The organism is Mucilaginibacter gossypii, assembly GCF_017569325.2.
GTDB lineage: Bacteria > Bacteroidota > Bacteroidia > Sphingobacteriales > Sphingobacteriaceae > Mucilaginibacter > Mucilaginibacter gossypii.
Genome location: NZ_CP071878.2, coordinates 3830185 through 3856872, shown reverse-complemented (window position 1 = coordinate 3856872; position 26688 = coordinate 3830185). Strand labels below are relative to the sequence as shown.

The window sequence follows — 26688 nt, the reverse complement described above, 5'->3', positions numbered from 1 at the left end:
CAGGGTCTCTCGCAGAGGACCCTGAGGTTCCCGCATTCTAAACATCTAATAAATGGTCAGAACGGCGAATCTGCATGGCGTATGCATCAGGGTCCTCTGCGAGAGACCCTGATGGGACGTTATTTTTTAATTAAATAATTTTCTAAATAAAGCTTTCGGCTTTCCGCCTTAAGCTTTCAGCTTAAAATAAAAATGGCAAAGGTGCTGATAATAGGAGGTGGAATAGTAGGACTTAGTTCGGCTTATTACTTGCAAAAGGCCGGGCACGAGGTTACTGTGCTGGATAAAGGCGATATGACAGATAGCTGCTCATATGGCAACGCTGGTATGATAGTGCCAAGCCATTTTATCCCGCTGGCAACTCCGGGTATGGTTTCGCAGGGTATTAAGTGGATATTTAACAGCAAAAGCCCGTTCTACGTAAAACCATCCTTAAACCCCGAACTAATTTCATGGGGATTGAAATTCTTAAAGAAAGCCAATGCAGCACACGTTGAAAAATCGGCTGTTCCTTTAACGGAACTTTCTCTGCTTAGCAAAAAGCTTTATGAGGACCTGAGCAAAGAGCCCGGTTTTGATTTTGACCTGGTTGAAAAAGGCATCCTGATGTTTTATAAAACCGAAAAGGCTGGCGAGGAAGAAGCACATATGGCCGAAAAGGGCAGGGAATTGGGCCTGGATATGGCGGTGCTTAGTGTTAATGACTGTAAAAAGCTGCAACCCAAGCTTGAACTTGATGTGTTGGGCGCGGTACATTACCGTTGCGATGCACACCTTTCGCCAAATAAGCTGATGGCGGCTTTGATCAGGCACCTGAAAACCGTTGGTGTAAAATTGCTTACCAATAAAGAGGTTACTAAAATTGAAACCAAAGGTGGTAAAGTGAGCAGGGCATTGGCAGACAATGAAGAGTTTACTGCTGATGAATACATTATTGCGGGTGGTTCATGGTCGCCGGCTATTGGCAGATTGTTGGGTTTAAAGATCTTGCTGATGCCGGGTAAAGGTTATTCTTTCAATGTAAAAGATAATAGTGAAACCATGCATATCCCGGCATTGTTAGCCGAAGCAAGGGTTGCCATAACCCCAATGAATGGTGGTTTACGTTATGGTGGTACCATGGAACTTGACAAGATCAACGATCGTATCAACATGAACCGTGTAAAAGGTATTGTAGAATCAGTGCCAAAATACTTCCCGGGTTTAAAACCTACTGTTCCTGAACAAAAGGATATCTGGTTCGGTTTCCGGCCTTCATCTGCAGATGGATTACCATACATCGGCAGGAGCAAACAATATAACAACCTTACTGTGGCTACCGGGCATGGTATGATGGGCTTGAGCCTTGGCGCGGCAACGGGTTTACTGGCAAACGAAATCATATCTGGCAAACCAACCTCTATTGATATTAAAGAATTTGCTCCTGAAAGATCTTAATTTAAACAATTGATAACCCTTCTGGCATGCCGGAAAACGGAACCGTTCATTTACCCCTGATGAACGGTTTTTTGCGTTATAAGAGTCTGTTTTATTACTTGTATCATAAAAAACAGATTAAAAAACGGGTTTTCTGCGTAAAATGCATGGTTAGTGTAAAATGTACAATAGTTGTATTCTGTACAATTAAAAATATTTTATTCGGTCAAATGGTGGCTGTTGTGGCTATAATTTCGATTTTAATTGTTTATATAACATTTAATTTACTTTCTATTTGTTGGATAAAAAAGGGTTTTTCGGTCAATTTTGGCACCTGTATCAACCATAAATTATCAAATATTGCCCGTATTTTATCCTTTTAACTTCATTTATTAGCAAATTAAGTTAAGTAATTGTAAATTCAACAAGTGATAATCAAGTAGCAGATGAAAGTTTTACAATTTACTATCCCGGTTCCGCACGATAAAAGTGTGATAGCAGAAAAGGTTAGCTTGCCTTACCATTACCCCTACCTGCACCGTCATAAAGAAATTCAGCTTACATGGATCCAGCAGGGCGAGGGGACTTTGATTGCAGGAAATAACATGCATGATTACTCTGCAGGCGATTTGTTTTTAATTGGCGCTAACCTGCCGCACGTGTTTAAAAGTAACCCCGAATACTTTGCGCCCAATGCCAATAAACAAATAGAAGCGCTTACCATATTTTTTAACCCCGAAGGCGCGTTGGCTCCGTTGTTTAATTTGCCTGAGCTAAAACCCAGCCTTATATTTATGCAGCAGCACCAGCAGGGCTTTAAAGTACCGCACACTGTTGTTGATAAAGTATCGCAGATCATGATCGCGCTGCAAAAGGCTTCAGGTCCCGATCAGCTGATCCAGTTTTTTCATCTGCTTAAAGGGCTTACCAATATCAAAAGCAAATTGGATCCTTTATCAACCTATGGCAACCTGCCGGGCATAACCGAAAATGAAGGGATCAGGATTGGTAATATCTATAACTACATTATGCAGCACTATAGCGAACCCATTACACTTGAGGATGTTGCTAAAGTTGCATATATGACTCCTGAGTCGTTTTGCAGATATTTCAAAAAGCATACCGGTCATACTTTTATCTCATTCCTGAACGAGATCAGGATCAACGAGGCCTGCAAAAAATTGATCGCTCATAAATTTGAAAGTATCAATACCGTAGCTTACAAATGCGGCTTCAAGAGTATTACCAACTTTAACCGGGTGTTTAAATGCGTAATTGGTAATTCGCCACGCGGTTATCTCGACTCATATAACAACAACCTCATCAGCCTGAACAGGGCTGCAAGCTAATAGATGCTTTAATTTTCTTACCTCAAACCACCATTTATCGTGCTAATTAATACTAAAACAACCATAAAAGGTTTAGCCCTTTATGTCCTTACTATTGGTACCCTAACCGCTAAAGCGCAAACCGCTCCTGCCGGTAATTTGTATGAGCAAACCAGTGAAATAGCCGGTACCATTATCAGGTACGGGCAGGATATGAATGCCATTCGCGACTTTTATTCGCCGTATAACGTTAATGAGCGCGGTGAAGATCAGTATAAGCAGGACGTGCTTAATTCGCCCGAACAACGCAAAAGGTTAATAGAGGTTGATAATGATTACCTGAAGCAACTGGAGCAGACAGACTTTAACTCCCTGAGTATTTATGGCAAGGTTGATTATATCCTGCTGAAAAAACGCATCAACTTTGATCTCAAAGATCTGAAGAAAGAAGATGACCTGTACAGCCAGGCTGCAAAATACATTTCATTCGCCGATGAGATCTACGCGCTCGAACAAAAACGCCGCCGCGGAACATTTGTTGATGGCGAAAAAGTTGCAGGTGACCTGAACAAGATCTTGAAAGAACTTAAAGCAGATACTACGGCATATCATAAACTTCCTTCGGTGGATATGCCTGTGGCAAAGGTGACCAAAGCTGCATTAGTGGGTTTAAAAGGCCGCTTAAAGGACTTTTTTGGTTTTTATAATAAATATGATCCATCGTTTACGTGGTGGGTGCCTGAACCCTACAAAGCACTTGATAATGCGCTGGACAGGTACAGTGAGCTGGCCATCAGCAAAGGAAAGCTGAACACCAGCCAAAAAAGTGATAGTAGTGGTATAAAAGGTGTGCCTATCGGCAGGCAGGAGCTGATCAACCAGTTACAGGCCGAGATGATCCCTTATACGCCCGAAGAGCTTATCAAGCTTGCCAACAAAGAGTTTGCCTGGTGCGATAAGGAAATGCTGAAGGCATCGCAGGAAATGGGTTTTGGCAGCGACTGGAAAAAAGCCCTTGAAAAGGTAAAAAACAGCTATGTACCGGTAGGCCATCAGCCCGAATTGATTGTTAAATTATACAACGATGCCCTTAGCTTCATCAAAGAACGCGACCTGATCACGATACCGCCATTGGCCGAAGAAACCTGGGGCATGGTCATGATGTCGCCGCAAAGGCAATTGGTTAATCCGTTTTTTACCGGTGGCAAGGAAATCAGTATTTCGTACCCAACCAATACCATGCAGTACGACGATAGGCTGATGAGTATGCGTGGCAACAACCCTTACTTTTCAAGAGGAACCGTGCAGCATGAGTTGATCCCGGGTCATAACCTGCAGTATTTCATGAACAGCCGCTACAAGGCCTACCGCCAGGATTTTGGTACCCCGTTTGCAATTGAAGGCTGGGCTTTATACTGGGAGCTTTTGTTGTACGACAAAGGCTTTGCTAAAAGCCCTGAAGAACGTGTAGGCATGCTGTTTTGGCGCATGCACCGTTGCGCCCGCATCATATTCTCTCTTAATTATCACTTAGGCAATTGGACACCACAGCAATGTATCGACTTTTTGGTTGATCGTGTGGGTCATGAACGCGCCAATGCCGAGGGTGAAGTAAGGCGCTCGTTTGAGGGAGGCTATAGTCCGCTTTACCAGGTGGCTTACCTGTTAGGTGGCTTACAATTAACAGAATTGAGGAAAGAACTGGTTGACAGCGGAAAAATGACATACAAGCAGTTTCACGATGCTGCCATCAAAGAAAACCTGATCCCGGTTGAAATGTTGCGGGCAACATTAACCAACCAGGCATTAACTAAAGATTTTACAACAAGCTGGAAGTTTTACGATTTCGGAAGCAAGTAACTAAATAAATCAATTATTAAATAGCATTGAAGTAATGCTATCAGCTTTAAGCCTTATGCTTTCAGGGAAATCGCTTTTAAAATTGCCAATTGATACGGGGCTCCGATGGAGCCATTTGCGATAGATTGATCCGCTATAAACAGGATACTCCTAACGGAGTTATATAATACCCCGGAGGGGTAACGTGTTTATAGCAGATTTCAAGTAAATTTTATGGCTCCGTTAGGTGCCTCGTATTTTAAAGCGATTTCCCTGCTTATGCCTTCTGCTTGTAGCTTTCAAAAAAAAACATTTTTATGGAGAACAGCACTTCTTTTAAGCCTTCGTTGCGGTTGATGGATGCCACCATGCTGGTGGCGGGCAGTATGATTGGCTCCGGTATTTTTATTGTGAGCGCCGATATTACCCGCAATGTGGGCAGTGCAGGCTGGCTGCTATTTGTGTGGCTTATCACCGGCTTCATGACCCTTACCGCAGCCTTAAGTTACGGTGAACTGAGCGCCATGTTTCCAAGGGCAGGGGGGCAGTATGTTTACCTGAAGGAAGCTTACAGTCCGTTAGTAGGTTTTTTATACGGATGGAGTTTTTTTACGGTGATCCAAACAGCTACTATTGCGGCCGTGGGCGTGGCCTTCGCTAAGTTTACGGCCTACCTGATCCCTCAATTGAGTGAAAGTTTGGTTGCTGTAGATCTGGGCTTCGTTACCGTATCTCCGGCTCAGCTGCTTTCAATCCTGGTGATCGTATTTTTAACTTATATCAATACCCGCGGAGTAAACAGCGGTAAAATTGTGCAAACCATTTTCACCATGGCCAAACTGCTGAGCTTGTTGGGCTTAATTGTGTTTGGATTATTCTCCCTGAAAGCTTCGGTATGGAACGAGAACTGGAAAAACGCCTGGAGTATGCATAGCCTCAGCGCTAATGGCTCCATTGCTTCGTACACCACCATTGCTGCCCTGGGCGCAATAGCGTCAGCCATGGTGGGCTCCATATTCAGTAGCGATTCATGGAATAACGTAACTTTTATTGCCGGCGAGATTAAAAATCCGAAAAGGAATATCGGGTTAAGTTTAGCGCTTGGTACATTGATCGTGACGGTGATTTACATATTAACCAATGTAATGTATACCGGCGTGCTTTCCCTGCATGATATTGCCAGTGCCGATAAGGACAGGGTGGGCGTAGTTGCTTCGCAGCACATTTTTGGCAGTTCGGGTACGGTGATCATTGCGCTGCTTATTATGGTATCAACCTTTGGCTGTAACAACGGGCTCATCATGTCGGGCGCGAGGGTTTACTATTCAATGGCAAAAGACGGGCTTTTCTTTAAAAAAGTAGGCACGCTTAATAAAAACTCAGTGCCGGGTTTTGGTTTGTGGTTGCAGTGTGTTTTTGCCTGCTTGTGGAGCCTGAGCGGTAAGTACGGCGATTTGCTGGATATGATCTCCTTTGTGGTGGTGGTTTTTTATGTACTTACCATTATCGGGATCTTTATCCTCCGCAAAAAAATGCCTAATGCCGAGCGACCTTATAAAGCCTTTGGTTACCCTGTACTGCCGGTTATTTATATCATTATGGGCATTGCTTTTTGTCTGTTACTTATTAAATATAAACCTGCTTATACTTACCCAGGCTTGATCATTACTTTAACAGGCATCCCGGTTTATTACCTGATAGGCGGCAGCAAACAACGCAAAACCGCCGAACTCCCGGTTGAAAGTTTATAGACCAGGGACATTCTATTATCTTAATTCATGAAAAAGATCTTATCACTGCTATGGCTTTTAACTATCGCCATAGCAGCTTTCGCTCAAAACGGAAATTTTATTAAGCTGAGCACTGCAAAATTCTCTACCGGGAATGATGCCGCCTGGAAAGACGCCGCTTTCAACGATATGCAGTGGAAAAGCATCAAAGTTGGCGACGTATGGCAGGAGCAGGGCTACCCGGATTATCATGGCTTTGCCTGGTACCGCATCCATGTAGTTATCCCATCTTCATTAAAAAAGCAAGCAGTTTGGAGCGATAGTTTGCGGGTATTCCTTGCCCATGTTAACGATGTTGACGAAACTTATTTTAACGGCAAACTCATCGGTAAAACAGGGGCATTCCCCGAAGATAAAGGTGGATATATAAGTAAATGGCCTGCTGTGCGTAATTATTGCGTTGCGGCAAATGATCCGGCCATTAAATGGGACGGAGAAAATATCATCGCCATAAAAGTTTACGATGGTGGCGGGTCGGGCGGTATTTTTATGGGAAACCCCTATATTGATATGCTGGAAAAATTTGATGGCATCGTTTTTACCCAAACCGATATCAGCTTTCTACCCAACGCGCAGTCTGTCCGGAAATTAACAGTGGGCAATAGCTTTAAAAGTAATATCGTTGGTAAGTTTCATTACAGGATAGTTGACGAAGTGACGGAAAAGACAATCGCCGAAAAAACAATCGCTGCTAACCTTCCATCCCTGGGCAAAGAAACTTATACGCTTACCTTCCCGCACCGCGAAGGTATCAAACTGCTTTACGAGTTTACCGAAACAGCATCCGGCAAGACCAAAACCTTTGCCGAAATAGCGCCGTATTTGCTTAGTCCTAAAGCATCTTTAAAACCAATGATTAATGGCGCTTCGGTTTTAGGCGTTCATCCTGGTTCACCGGTACTTTATAAAATTGCGGCAAGCGGGCAAAAGCCGTTGAAATACATGGTTAAGAATTTGCCTCAAGGTTTATCGTTGGATGATAAAACGGGGATTATAACCGGCGCTGCGCCAAATGCAGGAGATTACAAATTATCAGTTTCCGTAAGCAATACTTTAGGAAGAAGCGAACGAACCCTTACCATCAAATCGGGCAGGTTATTAGCGCTTACCCCGCCCATGGGCTGGAACAGCTGGAATTGCTGGGGATTAAATGTAAGTGATGAAAAGGTAAGGCTTTCGGCTAAAGCTATGGTTGATAAAGGTCTTACTGATTATGGTTGGAACGCTATTAACGTGGATGATGGCTGGCAGGCACCCGCAAGGCAACAGGACGGAGAAATAGCCGCGAACGAAAAATTTCCGGATATGAAAGCCCTTGGTGCGCACCTGCATCAACAGGGATTAAAGTTTGGCATTTACTCTTCGCCGGGGGCTAAAACCTGCGGCGGATACCTGGGCTCGTTAGGGCATGAAGGGCAGGATGCTGCCATCTACTTTAACTGGGGCGTTGACTATTTAAAATACGACCTGTGCAGCTATTCGGACCAAACGGCAGGCGATACAACACTGTTTGCACAACAAAAGCCATACATGGTCATGCGCGATGAATTGGCAAAACAACCACGGGATATTATTTACAGCATTTGTCAGTACGGCATAAAAGATGTTTGGAAGTGGGGGGCGCAAATGAATGGCAACCTATGGCGTACAACCGAGGATATTACCGATACCTGGGAAAGCCTATATGGTATCGGCTTCAGCCAGATAAATAACGCCGCCTATGCCGGTCCCGGAGGCTGGAACGACCCGGATATGCTCATTTTAGGCAGGGTAGGCTGGGGCGAAAACCTGCACCAAACCAATCTGACACCTTACGAACAGTATACCCACATGAGCTTATGGAGCCTTTTATCGGCACCGCTGCTTATTGGTTGTGATATGGATAAGCTTGATGAGTTTACCTTAAACCTGTTAAAAAACCGGGAGGTTATAGCCATTGATCAGGATGTGGCCGGCAAACAGGCCTTGCGGGTGATCAATAATAAACAGATCCAGGTTTGGGTTAAGCAACTGGCAGACGGCGGCAAGGCTATAGGCATTTTCAATCTTGGTGAAAAATACTCAAAGTATACGCTTGATCTTAACAACATCCATGTGGGCAAGGTTAAAACAGTGCGGGATCTCTGGCAGCAAAAAGATATCGCCAAAAATGTTGCTGCTGTGTCTTGCAACATCCCGCCGCATGGGGTAAGGTTTTATAAATTGATGTAAACAAGACGTTTGCCTATGTGTTTAGTATCTAACTGCTTGACCGTTTTTTAATCTGTTTTGAAGTTGTGCTGTGGAAATAAGATAAAATCCTGCTATAACTGGGTAGGAATCTTCAGCCGACATCATAAAAGGTTAAATATATTTGCTTGCGCAAAATAGTGGCGTAAGCCCTCGTTTTTTAATAAAATATCTGTCATGGCTAACAACTTTAAAGAAGAAAGCACCGAAGAAATAAATATCATCATGCAGCAATCGCAAAGCGCGTTTGAGGCTTACCAAAAAACAAGTGCCGAACAAAAGGCCCTGTTTTTAGAAGCTATTGCTGATGAAATTGAAGCAATAGGCGATGCCCTGCTACAAAAAGCATCCGAAGAAACTAATCTTCCTTTACCCCGTTTAACCGGCGAGCGAGGCCGTACCACTGGTCAGCTACGTATGTTTGCCGGGATGCTGCGTGAGGGAAGCTGGGTTGAGGCCAGTATCGATACTGCCCTGCCAAACAGGCAGCCATTACCTCGTCCCGACCTTCGCAAAATGCTTGTTCCACTGGGGCCGGTAGTTGTTTTTGGTGCAAGTAATTTTCCTTTTGCGTATTCAACCGCAGGTGGCGATACTGCAAGTGCATTGGGTGCAGGCTGTTCGGTAGTAGTAAAAGCACACCCCGCTCATGCCGAAACTTCTGAAATGGTTTACCAGGCTATCAAAAAAGCGATAGTGAGCAGCAATATGCCTGAGCACGTTTTTCAACATGTACATGGCACTTCGTTTGAAAGCGGCAAAGCATTGGTTCAGGCCGATGATACTGCTGCTGTTGGCTTCACCGGTTCAACCGTTGGTGGTTTGGCCCTGCTGCAGTATTCGTCAGAACGTAAAAAGCCTATTCCTGTGTTTTCAGAAATGGGCAGCATCAACCCGGTTATATTTTTACCAGATACTTTGAGCAAAAATGCCGCCGATCTGGCTGCGCAGTATGCCGGCTCCATTACTTTGGGTGTTGGTCAGTTTTGTACCAATCCGGGCTTAATGCTGGCTGTAGAAGGTGAGGGCCTTGATAATTTCTATAAGCTGTTGGGTAATGGCATTGAAGGCATTAAACCAGCCAAAATGCTGCATGCCGGCATCCATTCGGCTTACGAAAAAAAGAGCCATGCTGCTTTGGAGCAGGAAGGCATAACGAGCGTTGTAAAATCAGCTACAGAGGCTGTTGACATCGAGGCACAGCCAACCATCGCCCTGGTAAGCGCCGAAACTTTCCTTGAAAATCACCTGTTGCATGAAGAGGTGTTTGGCCCATATTCATTAATGGTAGCTTGTAAAGACGAACAGGAACTGATCAAAGTTTTAAAATCGGTATCGGGACAACTCACTACCACAGTAATGGGTACGGACGAGGATTTTGCGGGTCATTCCAACTTGTTGCAACTATTGCCGACTATAGCTGGGAGGGTATTGTTCAATGGCGTACCAACGGGTGTTGAGGTTTGCGCAAGCATGGTGCATGGCGGTCCGTTCCCGGCCACTACCGATAGCCGTTTTACTGCGGTAGGCATCAATGCAGCTAAGCGATGGGTACGCCCGGTTTGCTACCAAAACTGCCCTGATGCATTATTGCCTTTAGCTTTACAACAGGCCAATCCAACAAATATCTGGCGCTTGTTTGATGGCGAATGGAAGAAATAGTGAGCCGTTAATCATCATCAGATAATCAAATTTAAATTATACTTGCACATGCCGGTTCCTCAACAGAGCCGGCATGTTTAATTTTGCATTATGAAACTTCAACTTTTTGATCAGCAGGTTTACGTACAGCGCCGCAATGTTTTAAAACAGAGCATGGGTGCCAACGGTATCATCGTTTTGTTAGGGAACGAGGATAGCAGCATGAACTATAAAGACAACACCTACCTGTTTAGGCAGGATAGCAGCTTTTTATATTATTTCGGACTTGATGTAGCTGGTTTAGCAGCTATCATTGACACCGATACAGGCGAGGAAGTAATCTTTGGCAACGACCTTACCATTGATGATATTGTCTGGACAGGTACTCTGCCATCTGTTAGTGAAATGGCCGCGCTGGTTGGCGTTTCGCAAACAAGGCCTTATGCCGATATAAAGCATTACATTCATAAGGCGGTTACCGGCAGTCGCCCGGTTCATATTTTGCCGCCTTATCGCCCCGAAAATAAAATCAAACTGGCCGATTGGTTAAACACCAGTCTGGAAGATGTGGCCGGTCGTGTTTCGTTGCAACTGGTAAAAGCGGTTATAGCCCAAAGGGTTATCAAAACTCCGCTTGAGGTTGCCGAGATAGAGAAAGCCGTATCCATCAGTGTTGACATGGAACTGGCAGTAATGAAATATGCCCGTCCGGGTATCAGGGAGTATGAACTGGTAGCCAAAGCGCATGAAGTGGCTATAGCCAACGATTCACGTTTAGGTTACCCGGCAATCATCACCAAACATGGCCAAACGCTGCATACGCATTACTACGGTAATATCCTGGAAGAGGGTGATATGGTACTAAGTGATATCGGCGCGGAAAACGCCATGCACTACGGTGGTGATTTGACCCGTACCTTCCCGGTAGGCAAGCAGTTTAGCAGCCGCCAGAGGGAGCTGTATGATGTGGTTTTGAACTCGATGGATCATGCTATCAGTATGCTGAAACCCGGCGTACGTTATAAAGATGTACATATGCAGGCTTGTCAGAAACTGGCCGAAGGTCTTAAACAGGTAAACCTGATGAAAGGTGATCCTGCAGAGGCTGTTGCAGCCGGAGCACATGCTATGTTTTTTCAATGCGGCTTAGGTCACATGTTGGGTATGGATACCCACGATATGGAAGATTTAGGCGAGCAATACGTTGGCTATACCGATACCTTGAAAAAGGAAACTGCTGTTTTCGGTCTAAAATCATTGAGGTTAGGCCGCGAACTGGAAGCAGGTTATGTGCTTACCGTAGAGCCGGGTATCTATATCATCCCCGAACTGATAGACCGTTGGCAGGCCGAAAAGAAATTCGCTGAGTTTATTAATTACGATGTGTTGAATACCTATCGTGATTTCGGCGGCATCCGTATCGAGGATAACTTTTTAATAACCGATACAGGTAGCCAGTTATTAGGTAAATATTTGCCTAAGTCCCGTGAGGAGATTGAAGCGTTGAGAGGATAGAGAATAAATAAGAGTGATATGGCGCATAGTTGACTCACCCGGTCTGCGCTATGCCGGACCACCCTCTCTTCGCCTTTGGCGGAAAGAGGGTAAAGGAAAGAAGAGTAAAATCCCCTCTTTACGCTTGGGTAGAGAGGGGTGACGAGCGCAGTGATGTCGGGGTGAGTCGATACGGCGTTTAATTCTTTACTCGTGTCCAATCATGGGTATTGTTCTAAAGAGATGATTTTTTAAATCCTTTGTTCGTTTAGTTTCTTGAGCTAACAGCATTCAACTTCAACTGAGCTCTGGATTTAGAGGTAACCCTGTCTGTTGTTTAATAGATTGATTGTTAGTTGTTTATAGATTTAAAATCGAATTTCTGTTAACCCTGTTAACCCCGTCGACTGCCTTGTCGGCCCAGGCGTAGACACTTCCTGATTTTATAATTCAAGCGAAGAACGCTTGGACCTGCGTGAAATTTCATAAGACATTAACCAAACAAAAGGGCCCGCATCCAAAAGGCGCGGGCCCTTTTGCTAAATGCCTGCTATGATGTGTTAATTTATGTAAATATAAACGGGTGGTGTTAGGTAACTTTACGCAACACTATAACTTATGACAAGGTACCACCAATATTTACTGTTAACGTTTTTTTTAGCAGCTGCAGGTCAATCAGCCAAGGCTCAGCAAACTAAAGCTACTCCATATTACCCCACCCACGCAGAAGTACTGCAAAACTACAAAGCAGCCGATGTGCTTGATTCAGCCTTAAAGAAGATCCCGCTTATTACCGGCATCAGGCCCAACTGGCAGGCAGGAGGCAATGAATTCTGGTACGTTAAAAAGATTGCCAATAATCAAACGGCTTATGTTTTGGTTAACCCTGAAAAAGGAACAAAGAAAACCATTTTTGAAAGTGCCCAGCTAAGTAATGAAGTAAGCAAAGCAACAGGCAAACCTGTAAAAGATGGTGGCTTCCGTATTGAAGATATGTTTTTCAGTGCCGATAAAAAGCAGGCAACATTTAAAACAGGCGGTACCTGGCTCAAGTGCGATTTGGGCACACTGCAATGCATTAAAACTACCGACACCGTACATCAAAGTTATGATAACGAGAAACCGCTGCAGGAGCGCCATTACCGTTGGGAAGGTGTTAGCGCCGATTCTGTATCGCCCGACAAACAATGGGCTGCTTTTGTAAAAGGCGGAAACATCATCGTTAAATCGTTAAAAAACTCAACCGAAATCAAGTTAACTACGGATGGTAATTTAGATAAGCCTTACGGTGAGCTTACATGGTCGCCGGATAGTAAACATATCGTAGGTTATCGCATTGACCCTAAGAAAACAAAAGAAGTTTATTACTTGCTCAGTTCAGTACCAGGTACCACAAGAGCGGTGCTGAAATCACATGAATATGATCAGCCGGGCGATGAATTTACCTCGTATCAGCAATATATATTTAACGTCACTGATAAAAGTGCGATAAAAACCGATGCAGAAAAGATAGATTTTTTTGGCGCCCCTCGATTGCATTGGCGCGATGGTGACAGCCGCTATTTTACTTATGAAAAGGCTGATCGTGGTCACCAGCGTTTCAGGGTTATTGAGGTAGATGTTAACACCGGTAAAACCCGAAACATCATTGATGAAAAAACAAACACTTTTATTTACGAGCAAAGAATCTTTACTTATTACGCCTCCAAAACGCATGAGATAGTGTGGATCACCGAGAAAGACGGCTGGCGTCATATTTACCTGGTTGATGAATTGAGCGGTAAAGAAAAACTGGTAACCAAAGGTGATTGGGTAGTGCGTGATATTGATAGTGTGGATGTTAAGAAAAGGCAGATCTGGTTTAAAGGAAGCAGTAAAAATACAAGCGAAGATCCTTACTTTATGCACTATTACCGCATAGGTTTTGATGGTAAAAACCTTGTTGACCTTACCCCCGAAAAAGGTAACCATAGCCTAAGCTTTTCGCCAGACAGAAAATATTATATCGATACGTATTCAGAAGTTAATATTGCTCCCCGCATTGTGATCAAAAGCAATGCCGGCCTGAAAACCGTTATGGAGCTTGAACATGCTGATTTGACCGGTCTTTTAGCTACCGGCGTCAAACTCCCTGAGGTGTTTGTTGCCAAGGCGAGGGATGGCAAAACCGATATATGGGGCGTGGTATATCGCCCGGCCAATATGGATCCCAATAAGAGCTACCCGGTAATTGAAAATATTTACGCCGGTCCGCAGGATTCATTTGTGCCTAAAAGTTTTTCCGCTGTGAATGAGATGCAAAGCATAGCCCAACTGGGTTTTATAGTGGTGCAGATGGATGGCATGGGCACAGCCAACCGTTCAAAAGCTTTTCATGATGTATGCTGGCATAACCTTGCAGATGCCGGTTTTGCCGATCGTATTTTATGGATGCAGGCGCTTGCTGCCAAATATCCACAGGTTGATATCAGCAGGATAGGTGTTTACGGTACATCTGCAGGCGGACAAAATTCTGCTGGTGCTTTGTTATTCCACCCTGAATTTTATAAAGCTGCGGTATCTGCCTGCGGCTGTCATGATAATCGTATCGATAAACAATGGTGGAATGAGCAGTGGATGGGCTACCCTGTTGGGCCGCATTATGAGCAGCAATCAAACATTACCAATGCCGGTAAATTGCAGGGCGATTTGATGCTGATAGTAGGTGAGGCCGATAACAATGTTCCGCCTGAGTCAACCTTCCGTTTTGCGGATGCGTTGATCAAAAACAATAAAATGTTCGACCTGCTGGTGGTGCCGGGTATGGGCCATAGCGATGGCGGTCCTTACGGTCGTAAAAAGAAACGCGACTTTTTTGTAAAGCACCTGCTTAACGCAGAGCCGCCTGCAAGAAACACGGATGAGTTGGCACATAATTAAATAAAATCCTCTACAGGTATTTTAATATTTGATAAAGGGTAGTTAGCTTTTGGCGTTGTGCCTTCAGCTTTTAGCTTTACCTAGGTAACAAGGTACAATGCATAAACTTCAATTAACGGTTTTTCTTTTCTGGTATATGTGTTTGGCTGTATTAAACAGTTTTGCACAGCAACAATCAGCAACAGTGCCAGGTAATGGTAATCCCATTATTCCCGGCTACTTTGCCGACCCAACTGTACGCAAGTTTGGCGATACCTACTACATTTATGCTACCACCGATGGCAACGGCGGGGGGCATGGCCCATCACAGGTTTGGACATCCAAAGATTTTGTGAACTGGACCATGCATGATATGAACTGGCCAACCTCCAATTACTATTGGGCCCCCGATGTTATCAATGGTAACGATGGTAAGTTTTACATGTACTACTGCCAGCCGGTTGATATCTATGGAGCATCGTCAGCAAGCCCTACCGGGCCGTGGACACCCCTAATGCCCGATGGAAAATCAATGATCCCCAATTATTTTATCCCAGGGGTGATTACGCTGGATGGACAAACCTTTAAAGATGACGACGGCAAGATCTATATGTTTTGGGGTACCTGGGGCATCTATCCTGATCATGGTTGTGGCGTGGGTTTGCTAAATGCAGATATGCACACCTTTGCCAAAACGGCAAAGATTCCGAATACCATTGCCAAAGATTTTTTTGAAGCACCTTTTATGTTTAAACGTAAAGGCATCTACTATTTCACCTACTCGTCTGGTTTTTGCGAAGATTCTACCTACCGGGTGCAATATGCCATCAGTAAAACCGGGCCGATGGGGCCGTTTGAGTTCGGCAAAAATAACCCGGTGCTGAGTACCAACAGTGATGGCACTATTCACGGGCCTGGGCATGAGTCGGTAGTGCAGGTTGGGGATGATTTTTATATGGTATATCACCGCCATAATAACCCGCATTCAAACGGAGGTTATCACCGGCAGGTTTGTGCGGATAAGATCGTGTTTGACTCAGATGGCAATATTGAAAAGATTGTTCCTACCCATCTTGGCGTTGGGCTATTAGGAAAAAGCACCATTAATGCTCCCGACGAAGCTTATCAAAAAAAGGTCACTGCCTCATCTTTTTACAACGAAAATTATAAACCCTCATTTGCGGTTGATAATAATAATGGCACCTTATGGAAACCAGCAGATAACAGTCGTAGCCCTGCCTGGATCACCATCGATTTAGGTTCGGTAAAAACGGTACAACAGGTTTTGACCCAATTTGAATATGTAACATGGTACTATCAATACCTGGTAGAATCATCGGTAGATGGTAAAACTTGGAAGTTGTTTGCTGACAGGAGGGAGAACAAACAACATGGTTCGCCGATGGTAGATTCAGGAAATGCCCAGGCCCGCTTTATCCGCTTAACAATTACCGGCACGGAATATCCGGGGCTATATAAAGCGATTTGGAACGTGAAAGTTTATGGCGAACGGGTAGTAACCGGAGATCTTACTTCTGCCGATAAAAAAGAAATATCAAAAGCTGTAGCTCCAAACGAGAAAGAAGGTTTATTGGTAAACCTAAACACCGATAATCTTCAGGCGGGCGAAGCTCTATCTCAATGGACTAACAACGGCGCGTTGGGCGGTAGTTTTACTGCAACTGGTAAACCTCCGGTTATTGATATTATTGCAGGTAAAAAAGCTGTGGTGTTTATTGGTACGCAGTCGCTTGAATCAACGGTGGCGGTGCCCCGGTCGCTTGCAGGTAATAACAGTTATACAGTATGGTACGAGGTTTATGTCGATCTGATCAAAGACGAAAACCCGGTATTAAGCTGGACAAACGGCGAATCGGATCATCGCAGCGCTACTTTTGGTTTCGGAAGCAATAAAACAGCCGGTGCCGTACAACATTTTGGCGTTTCCGACTTTCAATATAAAACAATGCCTGCAGCCGGCAAATGGCACCAGGTGGTTGTTACGTTTGATGGCTCAGTTGAAAAACTATTTGTCGATGGCGAGCAGAACAATACAGAAAACAAGATGCTGTTTCTACAGCTTGCAGATAAATTTATTATCGGGGCAAAAACAAATCGTTCAGCATATTTTTCAGGCGCTATTTCGTCGCTTAAAGTTTATAACAGGCCAATGGCCGATAGTGTCATAAAACAATGGGCTCTGCATCCTACAAAATCTGATATTGCCCTTTACCTCGATGCCGCAAAACTTAATTATGGCCGGCTTCAAAAATGGACAAATAACGGCGATGCAGGCGGGGCTTTCTTATCTGCTGAAGGGCAGGGAGCAGAAGTAACGGATATAAAAGGAAAAATTGCTATTAGTTTTAATGGCAACAGCCCGCTTGTATTTAATAATTTTGTTGATATTAATAACAAAAAAGGTTATAGTGTAGTCTTAAGTGTTTACCAAAACGCATCAACGCAAAGCGGCGCGATACTGAAATCACAATCGTTGAAAGGGGCTTTCATCAATGCCGGTAAATATCTGAGTGCGGACCAATGGCACTATGTCATAAAAACTGTTAGTGGCAATGCCTCTAAATTATATGTAGATGGTGCTATAATAGCAACAATATCAAATACAGATAAGCTCACCGGCAAGCTTTTACTGGGCGATGGTTTTAATGGTGCGGTATCTAATCTTGTGGTCTATAAACATAGCTTATCATCAGCAGAAATTAAACAATTGAGCCTGGGTTGGAAACAGAACTATCATCCGCCTATAGCAGGTTCGTTTGCATTTAAAGCTGCTCCGACGGCTGTAACACCCGGCATGGTTGAAATGGAGGCGCCTGCATATGCTTCTGTAAAATCAAACCTCCAATATGATTTTATTAACGAGACAGACAACAGCAAATCAAGCGGCTGGCAGGCTGATCCGCATTATATCAGTTATGGGCTTTCGGCTAATAAAAATTATAGCTACTCTTTTAAAGTTAAAGACAACTATGGTAATGTAAGTTCAAAAACTGCGGCATTGCCAGTGAGTACAGCTTCGATCTTATTTAATGCCGTTGCAGATGGGTTTACAATTAATAGAGACTTTGTGCCTAATGGTGTAACCGGCACTATATGGAATGGTTTGATAGGCGGGGACAAGCCGGAGAATAAAGTATCTATCAGTGATAGTTTGCTTACGTTGGAATCAAAAGGTTCAAACTGGGATGGGAATTTGCCTTATGGGCCATTTTTATACAGGAATGTTTCGGGTGATTTTGTGGCCGAAGTAGAAGTAACCGACGTAAGCGGTTTAAAGGAAAAAAAGGTGGCCGGCAACAGTGATATGGGATTAATGGTACGGAAAGTCAAACAACCCGGTACTGAAGGAAGCGAAAACCTGATCCAGAACAGTATTTTCCCGGCCTGGAACTGTGGCAATATGCTCACCAATTTTAAAACCGGCGACCGCATGCAAACCAATACTCAAACCGGCTGGAATTACAACCGTTACCTGCAGATCCAAAAGTCGGACGATGTGTTTTACATCAGAAGCGGCAACGACGGCATACATTGGACCGATCTGCCCGGAAGCCCGGTTGTTAGGCCTGATTTAATTGGTGCTGATCTGCAAATCGGCCTTTACCATAGTACCTACGGGCCGCACCGCTCGTATGTTAAATTCTCCAATTTTAAACTCATCAGCAGGAAATAAATATGTAATCCGCTGTTTGGGGCTCTGAAACTAAGCAAGTAAGCCATGTTTAATTAAAAACATGGCTTACCAACAGCGCTATAATCTCGATTGTTTAGTGGATAGGCAGGACTCTGACAAATGTACCCGACGCATTAAAAATTAAAGCGTATTTGGTATTGTTTGATGTAATCAATACAACGTAACCTTGCAGGGTTCCGCCGGGGCTTTCAGAAAATGCTTTATCAAATACGTAGCCCGGATAAGTAGCAGTAAGATAAGTGGTAATAGCAGCCGGTAAGTTAGCTTCAGCTACTACAGCATGTTTTAAATCGTGTTTTTCTATCTGAATACGTTTTACAAGTTTGCCTGCCGCGGTTACCGTTGTTGAGTAAAGTACCCCGTTCTGGCTTATCAAAATGTATACGTTATCAGGTGCGATAGAGGCATGCAACAAAGTATCTGTTGGATAGGTTGTTGAAAAATAGTTGCTCACAGCAGTAGGAAGGGCCGAAATAGCAATGGTATCGCGGTGTTTACTGTCACGATTATCAAAGAATCCGCCTAAGTGCCATCCTGGTCCTTTAAGGTCAACACCTTCGCGTTGCTCAAGGATGCTTACAAACGTACCAGCAGCAGTGAATTTGAGGCCAACCAAAGCGCTGTTGTATCTGATAACTACAATGTAGTTGATAACTGTTTTAGTACTATCAGTAATGGAGTATGCTTTTTTGAATGTATAACCGCTGTAATTGGCTGTAAGGTAAGTGCCAATAACTGTAGGTAATGTGCTAAAAGCAACGGAGTCTTTGGTATCATGCTTGCCATAGCAGCCAACCATATAAACGCTGTCGGTAGTAGTTCCGGACGATGCAAGGCTAATAGCGATGGCGCCGGTTGATGTGACGGCTGATGACGAAACGCTGCCGGCCGAAGCTGATTTTGAAGCGTTTTCCTTTTTACATGATGCCAGGCCGATTATTGTGCCGACCATCAATAGTGAGGCGTAAAATGATTTCATTTTCATAGAATTAATTTAAATTGATAATTAGCGCTGCCTTTTTTCGGACAGGTTTAATTAAAATTAATTTGGAAAATCGGGTCGTCGGGAAATGTGTCGACAAACAGCGGATTTAAATCGATGTATGAGGACCAATGTAGAGACGTATCACAGCGTCTGCTATATGCAAGTTACCTAATGTTAAGCGCTGTTAGGTGTGCTTTATCTCGCGAGAGATGCATCAAATGCGTCTCTACATAAAATGTTTTGTTAGTTTTTTTAGTTACACCTGGCTAAGCCATCAGTACTCGAGGCATCTGCAGGTTTAATGATCAGCGCTTTTTCAAAAAAAGGTTTCGCATCAGCTTTTTTTCCAGCCATAAGCATCGACCAGGCCAGCATGTGGTTGCCGTCATAATCAAAAGGGTAAAGCGTTACTACTACTCTGAAAAGCTTAATAGCGGGTTCGTATTGTTTGCGGTTATAATAAATTACGCCTCCCCAATAATTAGCCTGCGTGTTTTGCGGGTCTATTTTCAGGATAGCAAGATATTGTTCCAGCACTCTATCCCAGTTTTGCAAAAAAGAGAGCGGCTTTATATAACCAAACTTAGCCTCAATAGCGCCAGGCTTCAGGTTAACTGCTTTTTGATAATAAGTTTGCGAAGCAGTGTAGTTTTTATTGAGGTAATGGAGCCAACCCAGCCTGATGGCTATCTCATAATTATTTTCCGAATAGTAAGGATAAATATCGGCAATGGCAGCAACGTAGTTTTTGTTTAATTCATTGGTATAACTGTTGTGAAAAGCTTTTTGAAGCACCACATTTGTCTGTGCCTGCAATTGTGCTGCAAATACAAATAAAAAAATGGGAATAAACGTCTTCTTTAAAATTTCCATGTTATACCTAACGTAACAGAGTTTTGGTTATAGTTAACAGCCCGGTAAATGTCTGTTTTCTTTTCATAAAAGTAATTTAAATTCAATAAGGCATGGTTACCTAACTGATAAAAAACGCTTTCACCGCATTTAAATTTTGTAGGATCGATAGCGTTATACACATAAAGCCCGTCTGCATCCAGGTAATCATCCTGGTTGCCAAAAGTAGCGACTGTTTCCAGCCACGTTTTATTTAATACTTTAAATCCTAACGACTGACTATAAATGAAATGAGTTACTCCGCTTAAATTCAGTACCGATGCCCTGCTTGTGGTGTATAGATTCAAGTTTCCCAGTGGATAAAAATCCACTTTGGCATTATATTGTTTTAGGGTTTTATTAATGAGTTTGCCAAAGTTAATATCGCCCTGCAAATCAATGTAACGGGTATCATATTTTACTCCTAACAGCCCAAGGTTGCTTTGGTAAATATTGCTCCGGTAGCTGGTATGTAAATAATGGTAAGCGCCAAGTAAACTGATGTTTTTAATAAAAGAATATTTCGCTTTAGCATAATATTCAAACTGGCGGTCGGTTTTACCTGTTTGATTAAAGTAATCAATATAGCCCGATCTGAATATATTCTGTTTGAAAAACATAAATGATTGGTCCAACTGCAAACGCCACGATAATCTTAAACCGATACCCGCGCGTTCAAAAAAGCCGTTGTCGCGTTCGTTGCTATTAGGCAATTTTATGCCACTTTCTAAAACAGCATCAGTTAAACCAAAGGTTGATAACTTGATAGCACGCAGGGTTGCAGTGTCTAAATGCGATGCATTATAAAACGCAGCGTTATTGTTGTTGATGTAGGTGTTGCAGTAGTAAGTATATAAATATGCAGTGACATTTTGCGGTTCTTGAAGTAAAACCTGGTTAAACTGATAAATGGCAGCTTTGTAATTGCTGGTAAGCATATAAGCGTATCCTGCCTTAAAGCGTAAAGCGGGCGAGTCTACACTATCGGCAACCGATTGATTTACAAACCTGATAAGTTGTTTCCAGTTGCCAGCATTGTACAATTGTTCGGCGGTACTATCGGCCGTAGCAAGTTTATTATCTTGTGCACGGGTTACAAGAGCAGCAAATAGCAAGGCAAAAAGTATGGTTAATTTTCTGTACTCCATTGTGCTTCAATATGCTGACCGTTTGTATTTATAATGAAGGCTTGCAGGCTGCCATGATCAACAAAAACTGTTGATTCGGCAAGTGGTATTGTTTTACCTGCAATTTCCTGGTATTGTTTGGATACAATATTTAGCCCTGTTTTTTTTAGCTGGATCCCGCTTTTATATTTTATGCTGATGAACCGGTAAAAAGGCGCAATGAAATCCTGCAGCCAAAGCAATGTTTTGTTATGAGTAAGTGATACCGGGAACTCATCATTAGCCTGGATATATCCTGCATCGTTAAAAATAACTTTATATGCGGCAAAGTAAAAATAATGGAGGAGCGATGCTTTATCGCCATAAAAGCTCGTGAAGTAAAACATAGTGCCGTTATTAATAAAATAAGCAATGGCACCGGTTGTTTTGCTGTAGATGTATGACTGTCCTAATTCATCTTTAAAAACTTCCCATTCTTCGGTTACGCCGTTTTCATTAACTAATTTAGATACGAAGCCCGGTTGCAGATCGAATGCTTTTTTGAGCGGTGCATTGATTTCGGGGTTGCTTATTAATTCGTTTTCATTTGGGATCCCGTAGCTTAAAAGGCTGCTTTGACCACCTTTTTTGGTAAAATAATATGCGAGCGGATAAGACAATGTCTTAGACCCTATATAAGGGGTAGCCTGCAACTGGAAATGCAAATGCGGCTCTGGTGAGCGGCCCGAATTACCGCAAGACCCCAGCAGGTCGCCTTGTTTTACAATATCGCCAGGTTTAACTTTTATCGAGTTTTTTTTGAGGTGCGATAGTTTGGAATAAAGCCCCGCGGCATGGCGGACCACTACCGTATTACCCCAGTTTTCTTTCAGATTTTCTTCGCCAATATCATTATCTTCTACATGGTTTACAACCAGTTCTACAACGCCATCGCCGCAGGCCAGTACCGGCTTATTAAAACAATAAAAATGTTCAGGAAGGGTACCGGGATGCTGAAATGTTTTTTGTTCATCATCCGTAATCACAAAATCAAGCGCCTGGCCCCATTCGCCTTTGTGGGTAATGGCACCATTGTAGCCCTGCGAAACCGTCCAATAGCCCATAAACGGCAAATTGAGCCTCATGTATTTCAGATCGTTCAGCCTGTTTTGCAGGTTTAAAACATGGTAAAGATTTTTTTCGGGCGAGTAATGCTGTGCTATGGTTAACTGCAATTTGGGGTGATGACCGGTCAACTTTAAAAAATAAAGCAGGCTGATATTTAGCACGCAAAACGGTAACGAAAAAACAGGCAGCGCATGCAAGGCCATGAGTGTGGTAAGGGCATTAATGAGTATGAAACCCAAAGGGACGCAAACAATTGCCAGCAGGTAAGAGCGTAACGATGGGATGGTGAAAAAGCTGCTTATAGCCATTGAAGCCATCATTAAATTGGCACCAAGGTGGTAATAGCTGATACCCTCGGGGTAGGTATTTGTGATGTTGTTAAACCCGCAGGCCGTTAAAAAGCTAATGATAAGCAGGCTGAATGCAATGCGCGAATGCACAAGTATCCCCATAGCAATAAGTATTCCGGTTATGATATTATGCTGAAACAGAATTGCGCTCAATGAACGGAAAAATAAGCTCATCAGTTTGGGCAACGTTGTGGCAAGATAACCTTCGGCGCCGGCCAGGTTACCCGGGCCGGTGTAAATTTCTTCGAGCAGGGAGCTGCTTTTTTGTGATAATCCAGTGTTGAAGATGCTGTTGGATGCCAGCAATACAAGCCAGAAAACCAGGATAAACGGCAGTGAAAGTATAGGTAAACCCGGTTTACCCATGCGCTTTGACATAATAATGGTAGCAAGCACTACCAGGCAACAGGCAACCGCCAGCCAGGTCACAAACATTAGATTAACCTGGAAAAAAGCACCAAATGCTATCCCTAATAATAAACAGTTAAAGCTGTAAATTCCTACCCGGTAATCTTCGTTATCCTGTTTTAACAATTTTGTTATCAGCAAAGAGAAAATGACACAACTCAACCCTGCAAAGCCGGATACCGGATTGAAAAATGATACCAGCAGCAAAATAATCCCCAATACCCGGTTTTGAGAAAAAAACAGAACCGAATAGGAATTGATGACGGTTTTTATGAATGCTGGAATTTGCTTCACTTGTTGTTATTTAAATGAGCGGGTACTAACTCTGGTTCGGCAGTATATTCCAATGTTTCGTTTTTGCGGATGAGATGCGTACGCAACTTCTCGTCTATCAACACAACAGCAGGCCTTAAAGTGATGAATTGCATCCATTGGGTCATGTTGTAAGCGCCAACCTTGTGCACTACTACCTGGTCGCCGGGATTTAGTAGGGGCAGGTTAATGCTTTCCCTGATCACATCAATGTTCATACAAAGCGGTCCGTATATCACCATGTTTTCGGTATGTGCAGCAAAATCCTGGGCTGGGCTTACCTGGTGTTCATACCAAAAAGATGTAAACAGGATATTGACCCCAAAATCAACAATGGCGGCGCCTTTGCCATTGGCTAAACGTTTGTTGGCGATAACAGTGCCCAGCAGGTAACCGGCATCATCTATCAAAACACGCCCACTTTCCAATATCAGCAGCGGCAGATCATCATTGGCAAAGCCAAAATTGAGCAAAGCCGAAGTTATGACTTCAGCAAAGTCATCAATCGTCGGCACGGTATCATTTCCCGGCAGGTAAGCACCTTTCAACGTATTGGTTGAGGGGAAGCCGCCTCCCAGATCAAGATATTCTATTTTATGATTAAGCTCGGTCTGGCAGCGAACAGCCAGTTCGGCCAGTTTATTAGCTGCTATACCATAAGCATCGGCAGAGAGCATATAGGTACCGATATGGCAATGCAAGCCCACCAATTGCAGACTTCCCGAGCCTGTGATCTTTGTAACTGTCGACCAGGCTTCTCCATTTTCATAGTTAAAACCAAAGCGGTCCCAAAGTGGGTAAACGCCGGTATCCATATTTATACGAATGGCCACACGCGGTTTATTGACCAGGTTTTTACTTAATGTAAGCAGTAGGTTAAGCTCATCGAAATGATCAATATGGATCAGCGAATCATGTTCGATGGCCAGCTGTAAATCATTGATGGACTTGCCCGGTCCGTTAAAAATGATCTTGTTGCCAGGTACGCCATTACCTAAAGCTTTACGATATTCAAAGCCTGAAACCACCTCGGCCCAACTGCCTTCCTGGTGAAAAATCTGACAAACGGCGTTGAGGTAATTGGTTTTGTAGCTCCATGCAAATTGTACTTTTGGGTAGCGGGTGCTAAAAGCGCGGTATGCAGCCCGGTAGTTTTTGCGGATCTGTTTTTCGGACAATACGAACACCGGCGAACCGTAGTTTTCGATCAGGCTTTTAACCGAAACGCCATCGATACTTTTAACGGGCTGCAAACCAGTGCGGGAGCCGAATTTGTTAAGGGCGCCGGCCTGTAGTTTTTTTATATATGGTTTCTCGTATGGCAGCTTTTCCATCGTTATAAATTATAATTCGCCAAACGCCGAGATCTGCTGAAAATCGGCGATGTCGGCGATATGGTCCCACGAATACCGGACAAACAGTTTGCCGGCCTGGTAATCGGCATAAGGCTCAACGCTTTCACCCATCGCTATTTTAGCTAATGCCGCAGGCTGGTTTTGGCCTGCGGCGGCAGTTAAATAAACCCATGCCGGAAACCGGGGGTTAATTTCCAATATGTATAAATGCCCTTCTGCATCGCTCATGACCTCCATTTCGTAGCCCCCTTTCCAGTTGCTTGCGCGGGCAAAGTTGTTGGCCAGTTGGGTAAGCTTGTCATCTTTAATTGTAACACCCGCCCAGGCTTTCCCTTTATCGGTAATATAAAGCTTGCGCATAGCCACCAAACTGATATTGCCGCCATTACCATCCCCAAGGGCTGAGATGTTGATTTCGTTGCCCTTGATGTATTGCTGCGCTATTATCGGTACGCCCCAGGCTGCATACAATTGATGAAAGGCTTTCAATGCCTGATCCATCGTGTATACAACATAAGCATCATAAAACTTACCTTTTATTACCATAGGAAAGTTGAATTCATCAGCCGCTTTTTTAATATCATCGGTTGTGTAAAGCTTATGATCGGCGGGCACATAAAAGCCATTTTTTGTGCCAAAATTTTTTAGGTTCACCTTATCTCTTAACGCCAGTTGCTGGTGTGTTGGGAGATAAGTTGCTATGCCCATTTGCTGCAATTGCGGCGCTATCTTTATAAAATTGAACAGCTCGGAATCAAAGTTGGGGATAATGAGATCAAGCTTTTCCTGTCCGTTGATATATGCCAAACGTTCAACAAGGGCTGTCGTACCTTCGGTTGGATAGGGGACCTGGTAAGTTTTGTTTACCTGATCCCGCAGGTAAATCCCGGGCTCCAGCGACTCATACGACAGTCCAATTATGCGCAAACCATCTCTAAAACACTCTTTTAAACAACGGATGACTGCCATCCCCGGCCCCGGATTGTCATTTGCATTAAGCCCGGTAACAGCAATACATAAATTAGCGTACTTGTTTGCCATCATCCTTAAATTTCGAGCAGGTTTGCTTCTTTTAGCTGCAGCATCCAATTATCCCAATCTCTGTTAAGCTGGCTTTCGCTCACCTCGTATCTGCTCAGAATATTCTGCTTAATATCATCTTCTGTTTTGCCGCTTTTCATAGCCTCAAGCAGCTGTGCCGCCATACCGTTGCCGGAAAATGAATCGCCGGTGGCAGGGTTAAAAATAAACCCGTTTTCGCTGGTGGCTATGTTGCTCTTGAGTTTCATTTTATAAGTGCAGGGTTGTTTAATTAATAAAAGCTAAACTTAGCAGGTTTATATGAGTTTACAAAACCAGCTTCAGGATGCCATCAGGTATTCTATCCTTGATGCAAGCACTTCCATATCCAGCGGTTTTACAAACAAGGCATCGCATTTATAGGAGTCGGCCTGTGCTTTTTTTGTTTTAAAAGCGGTTACAATAATGATAGGTACATTGCACAGCTGCTTATCGTCCTTAAAGTCCCGGCAAACCAGTTCACAATCGTTATCTACCAACAAATAATCCAAAATGATCAAATCCGGATTAATCATTTTAGCTTTATCATATATAGCATTAGGGTCAAAAGTTAAATGCACATTAAAATCACCATAGTACATAATGTCATCAATTACCGATAACATCCGGCTGTTTTTATCAAGTACTAAGATGGTTTTTTTATCGCCTGCTGTTTTCATGACTTTAGGGATTAGTATCAATTTTAATAATATAAAGTTGCGGCTATTTAAGGGGCTGTAAAAT

17 protein-coding genes are annotated in these 26688 nt (G+C 43.5%); 9 read left to right on the top strand and 8 right to left on the bottom strand.

Annotation, left to right across the window (positions count from 1 at the left end; genetic code table 11):
• Positions 1 to 192 precede the first annotated feature (192 nt).
• The 9 genes from J3L18_RS16215 to J3L18_RS16175 all read left to right on the top strand — a co-directional run bounded on the left by J3L18_RS16215 (position 193) and on the right by J3L18_RS16175 (position 18329).
• On the top strand, positions 193 to 1437 hold the full coding sequence (locus J3L18_RS16215) for an NAD(P)/FAD-dependent oxidoreductase (protein WP_129569312.1): 1245 nt from the start codon (positions 193 to 195) through the stop codon (positions 1435 to 1437).
• A 425-nt stretch (positions 1438 to 1862) separates the two neighbouring features.
• Entirely contained in the window at positions 1863 to 2765 is a 903-nt protein-coding gene (locus J3L18_RS16210; RefSeq protein ID WP_129569313.1) for an AraC family transcriptional regulator, read from the top strand.
• A 39-nt stretch (positions 2766 to 2804) separates the two neighbouring features.
• The gene (locus tag J3L18_RS16205; RefSeq protein ID WP_223266163.1) at positions 2805 to 4604 is read left to right on the top strand and encodes a DUF885 family protein; all 1800 of its coding nucleotides are present in this window, start codon (positions 2805 to 2807) and stop codon (positions 4602 to 4604) included.
• A 296-nt stretch (positions 4605 to 4900) separates the two neighbouring features.
• Positions 4901 to 6334, top strand: a complete 1434-nt coding sequence (locus J3L18_RS16200; RefSeq protein WP_129569314.1) for an APC family permease — start codon at positions 4901 to 4903, stop codon at positions 6332 to 6334.
• Positions 6335 to 6361: 27 nt separating this feature from the next.
• Positions 6362 to 8584 carry a putative Ig domain-containing protein gene (locus tag J3L18_RS16195; RefSeq protein WP_129569315.1) on the top strand — a complete coding sequence of 741 codons (2223 nt, stop codon included), beginning with the start codon at positions 6362 to 6364 and terminating at the stop codon, positions 8582 to 8584.
• A gap of 195 nt (positions 8585 to 8779) precedes the next feature.
• Positions 8780 to 10264: an aldehyde dehydrogenase (NADP(+)) gene (locus J3L18_RS16190; RefSeq protein WP_129569316.1), complete on the top strand. Its 1485-nt coding sequence runs from the start codon at positions 8780 to 8782 to the stop codon at positions 10262 to 10264.
• A gap of 90 nt (positions 10265 to 10354) precedes the next feature.
• Entirely contained in the window at positions 10355 to 11758 is a 1404-nt protein-coding gene (locus J3L18_RS16185) for an aminopeptidase P family protein (RefSeq protein WP_129569317.1), read from the top strand.
• A 597-nt stretch (positions 11759 to 12355) separates the two neighbouring features.
• Positions 12356 to 14656 carry a S9 family peptidase gene (locus J3L18_RS16180; RefSeq protein ID WP_129569318.1) on the top strand — a complete coding sequence of 767 codons (2301 nt, stop codon included), beginning with the start codon at positions 12356 to 12358 and terminating at the stop codon, positions 14654 to 14656.
• Between the two features lie 97 nt (positions 14657 to 14753).
• Positions 14754 to 18329 (top strand): family 43 glycosylhydrolase, encoded by a 3576-nt coding sequence (locus tag J3L18_RS16175; protein ID WP_129569319.1) that lies wholly within the window; start codon positions 14754 to 14756, stop codon positions 18327 to 18329.
• Positions 18330 to 18423: 94 nt separating this feature from the next.
• On the opposite strand, the gene J3L18_RS16170 is transcribed toward J3L18_RS16175, so the two are convergent.
• From J3L18_RS16170 to J3L18_RS16135, 8 genes are all read right to left on the bottom strand, one after another.
• Complete coding sequence (locus J3L18_RS16170) at positions 18424 to 19329, bottom strand: PepSY-like domain-containing protein (protein WP_189549201.1); 906 nt, start codon at positions 19327 to 19329, stop codon at positions 18424 to 18426.
• A gap of 258 nt (positions 19330 to 19587) precedes the next feature.
• Positions 19588 to 20208, bottom strand: a complete 621-nt coding sequence (locus J3L18_RS16165) for a tetratricopeptide repeat protein (RefSeq protein WP_129569321.1) — start codon at positions 20206 to 20208, stop codon at positions 19588 to 19590.
• Positions 20196 to 21374 carry a tetratricopeptide repeat protein gene (locus J3L18_RS16160; protein WP_129569322.1) on the bottom strand — a complete coding sequence of 393 codons (1179 nt, stop codon included), beginning with the start codon at positions 21372 to 21374 and terminating at the stop codon, positions 20196 to 20198. The genes J3L18_RS16165 and J3L18_RS16160 overlap by 13 nt, the downstream gene beginning before the upstream one ends.
• A complete protein-coding gene (locus tag J3L18_RS16155) occupies positions 21356 to 23512 on the bottom strand; it encodes an urea transporter (protein WP_129569323.1) in 2157 nt (718 codons plus the stop codon). The genes J3L18_RS16160 and J3L18_RS16155 overlap by 19 nt, the downstream gene beginning before the upstream one ends.
• Complete coding sequence (locus tag J3L18_RS16150) at positions 23509 to 24864, bottom strand: type III PLP-dependent enzyme domain-containing protein (protein ID WP_129569324.1); 1356 nt, start codon at positions 24862 to 24864, stop codon at positions 23509 to 23511. The genes J3L18_RS16155 and J3L18_RS16150 overlap by 4 nt, the downstream gene beginning before the upstream one ends.
• A gap of 9 nt (positions 24865 to 24873) precedes the next feature.
• Positions 24874 to 25929, bottom strand: coding sequence for an ATP-grasp domain-containing protein (locus J3L18_RS16145; protein WP_129569325.1), 1056 nt, complete (start codon positions 25927 to 25929; stop codon positions 24874 to 24876).
• Positions 25930 to 25931: 2 nt separating this feature from the next.
• A complete protein-coding gene (locus tag J3L18_RS16140; RefSeq protein WP_129569326.1) occupies positions 25932 to 26174 on the bottom strand; it encodes a PqqD family protein in 243 nt (80 codons plus the stop codon).
• 72 nt (positions 26175 to 26246) lie between these two features.
• Entirely contained in the window at positions 26247 to 26624 is a 378-nt protein-coding gene (locus J3L18_RS16135; protein ID WP_090531434.1) for a response regulator, read from the bottom strand.
• Between the last annotated feature and the right edge of the window lie 64 nt (positions 26625 to 26688).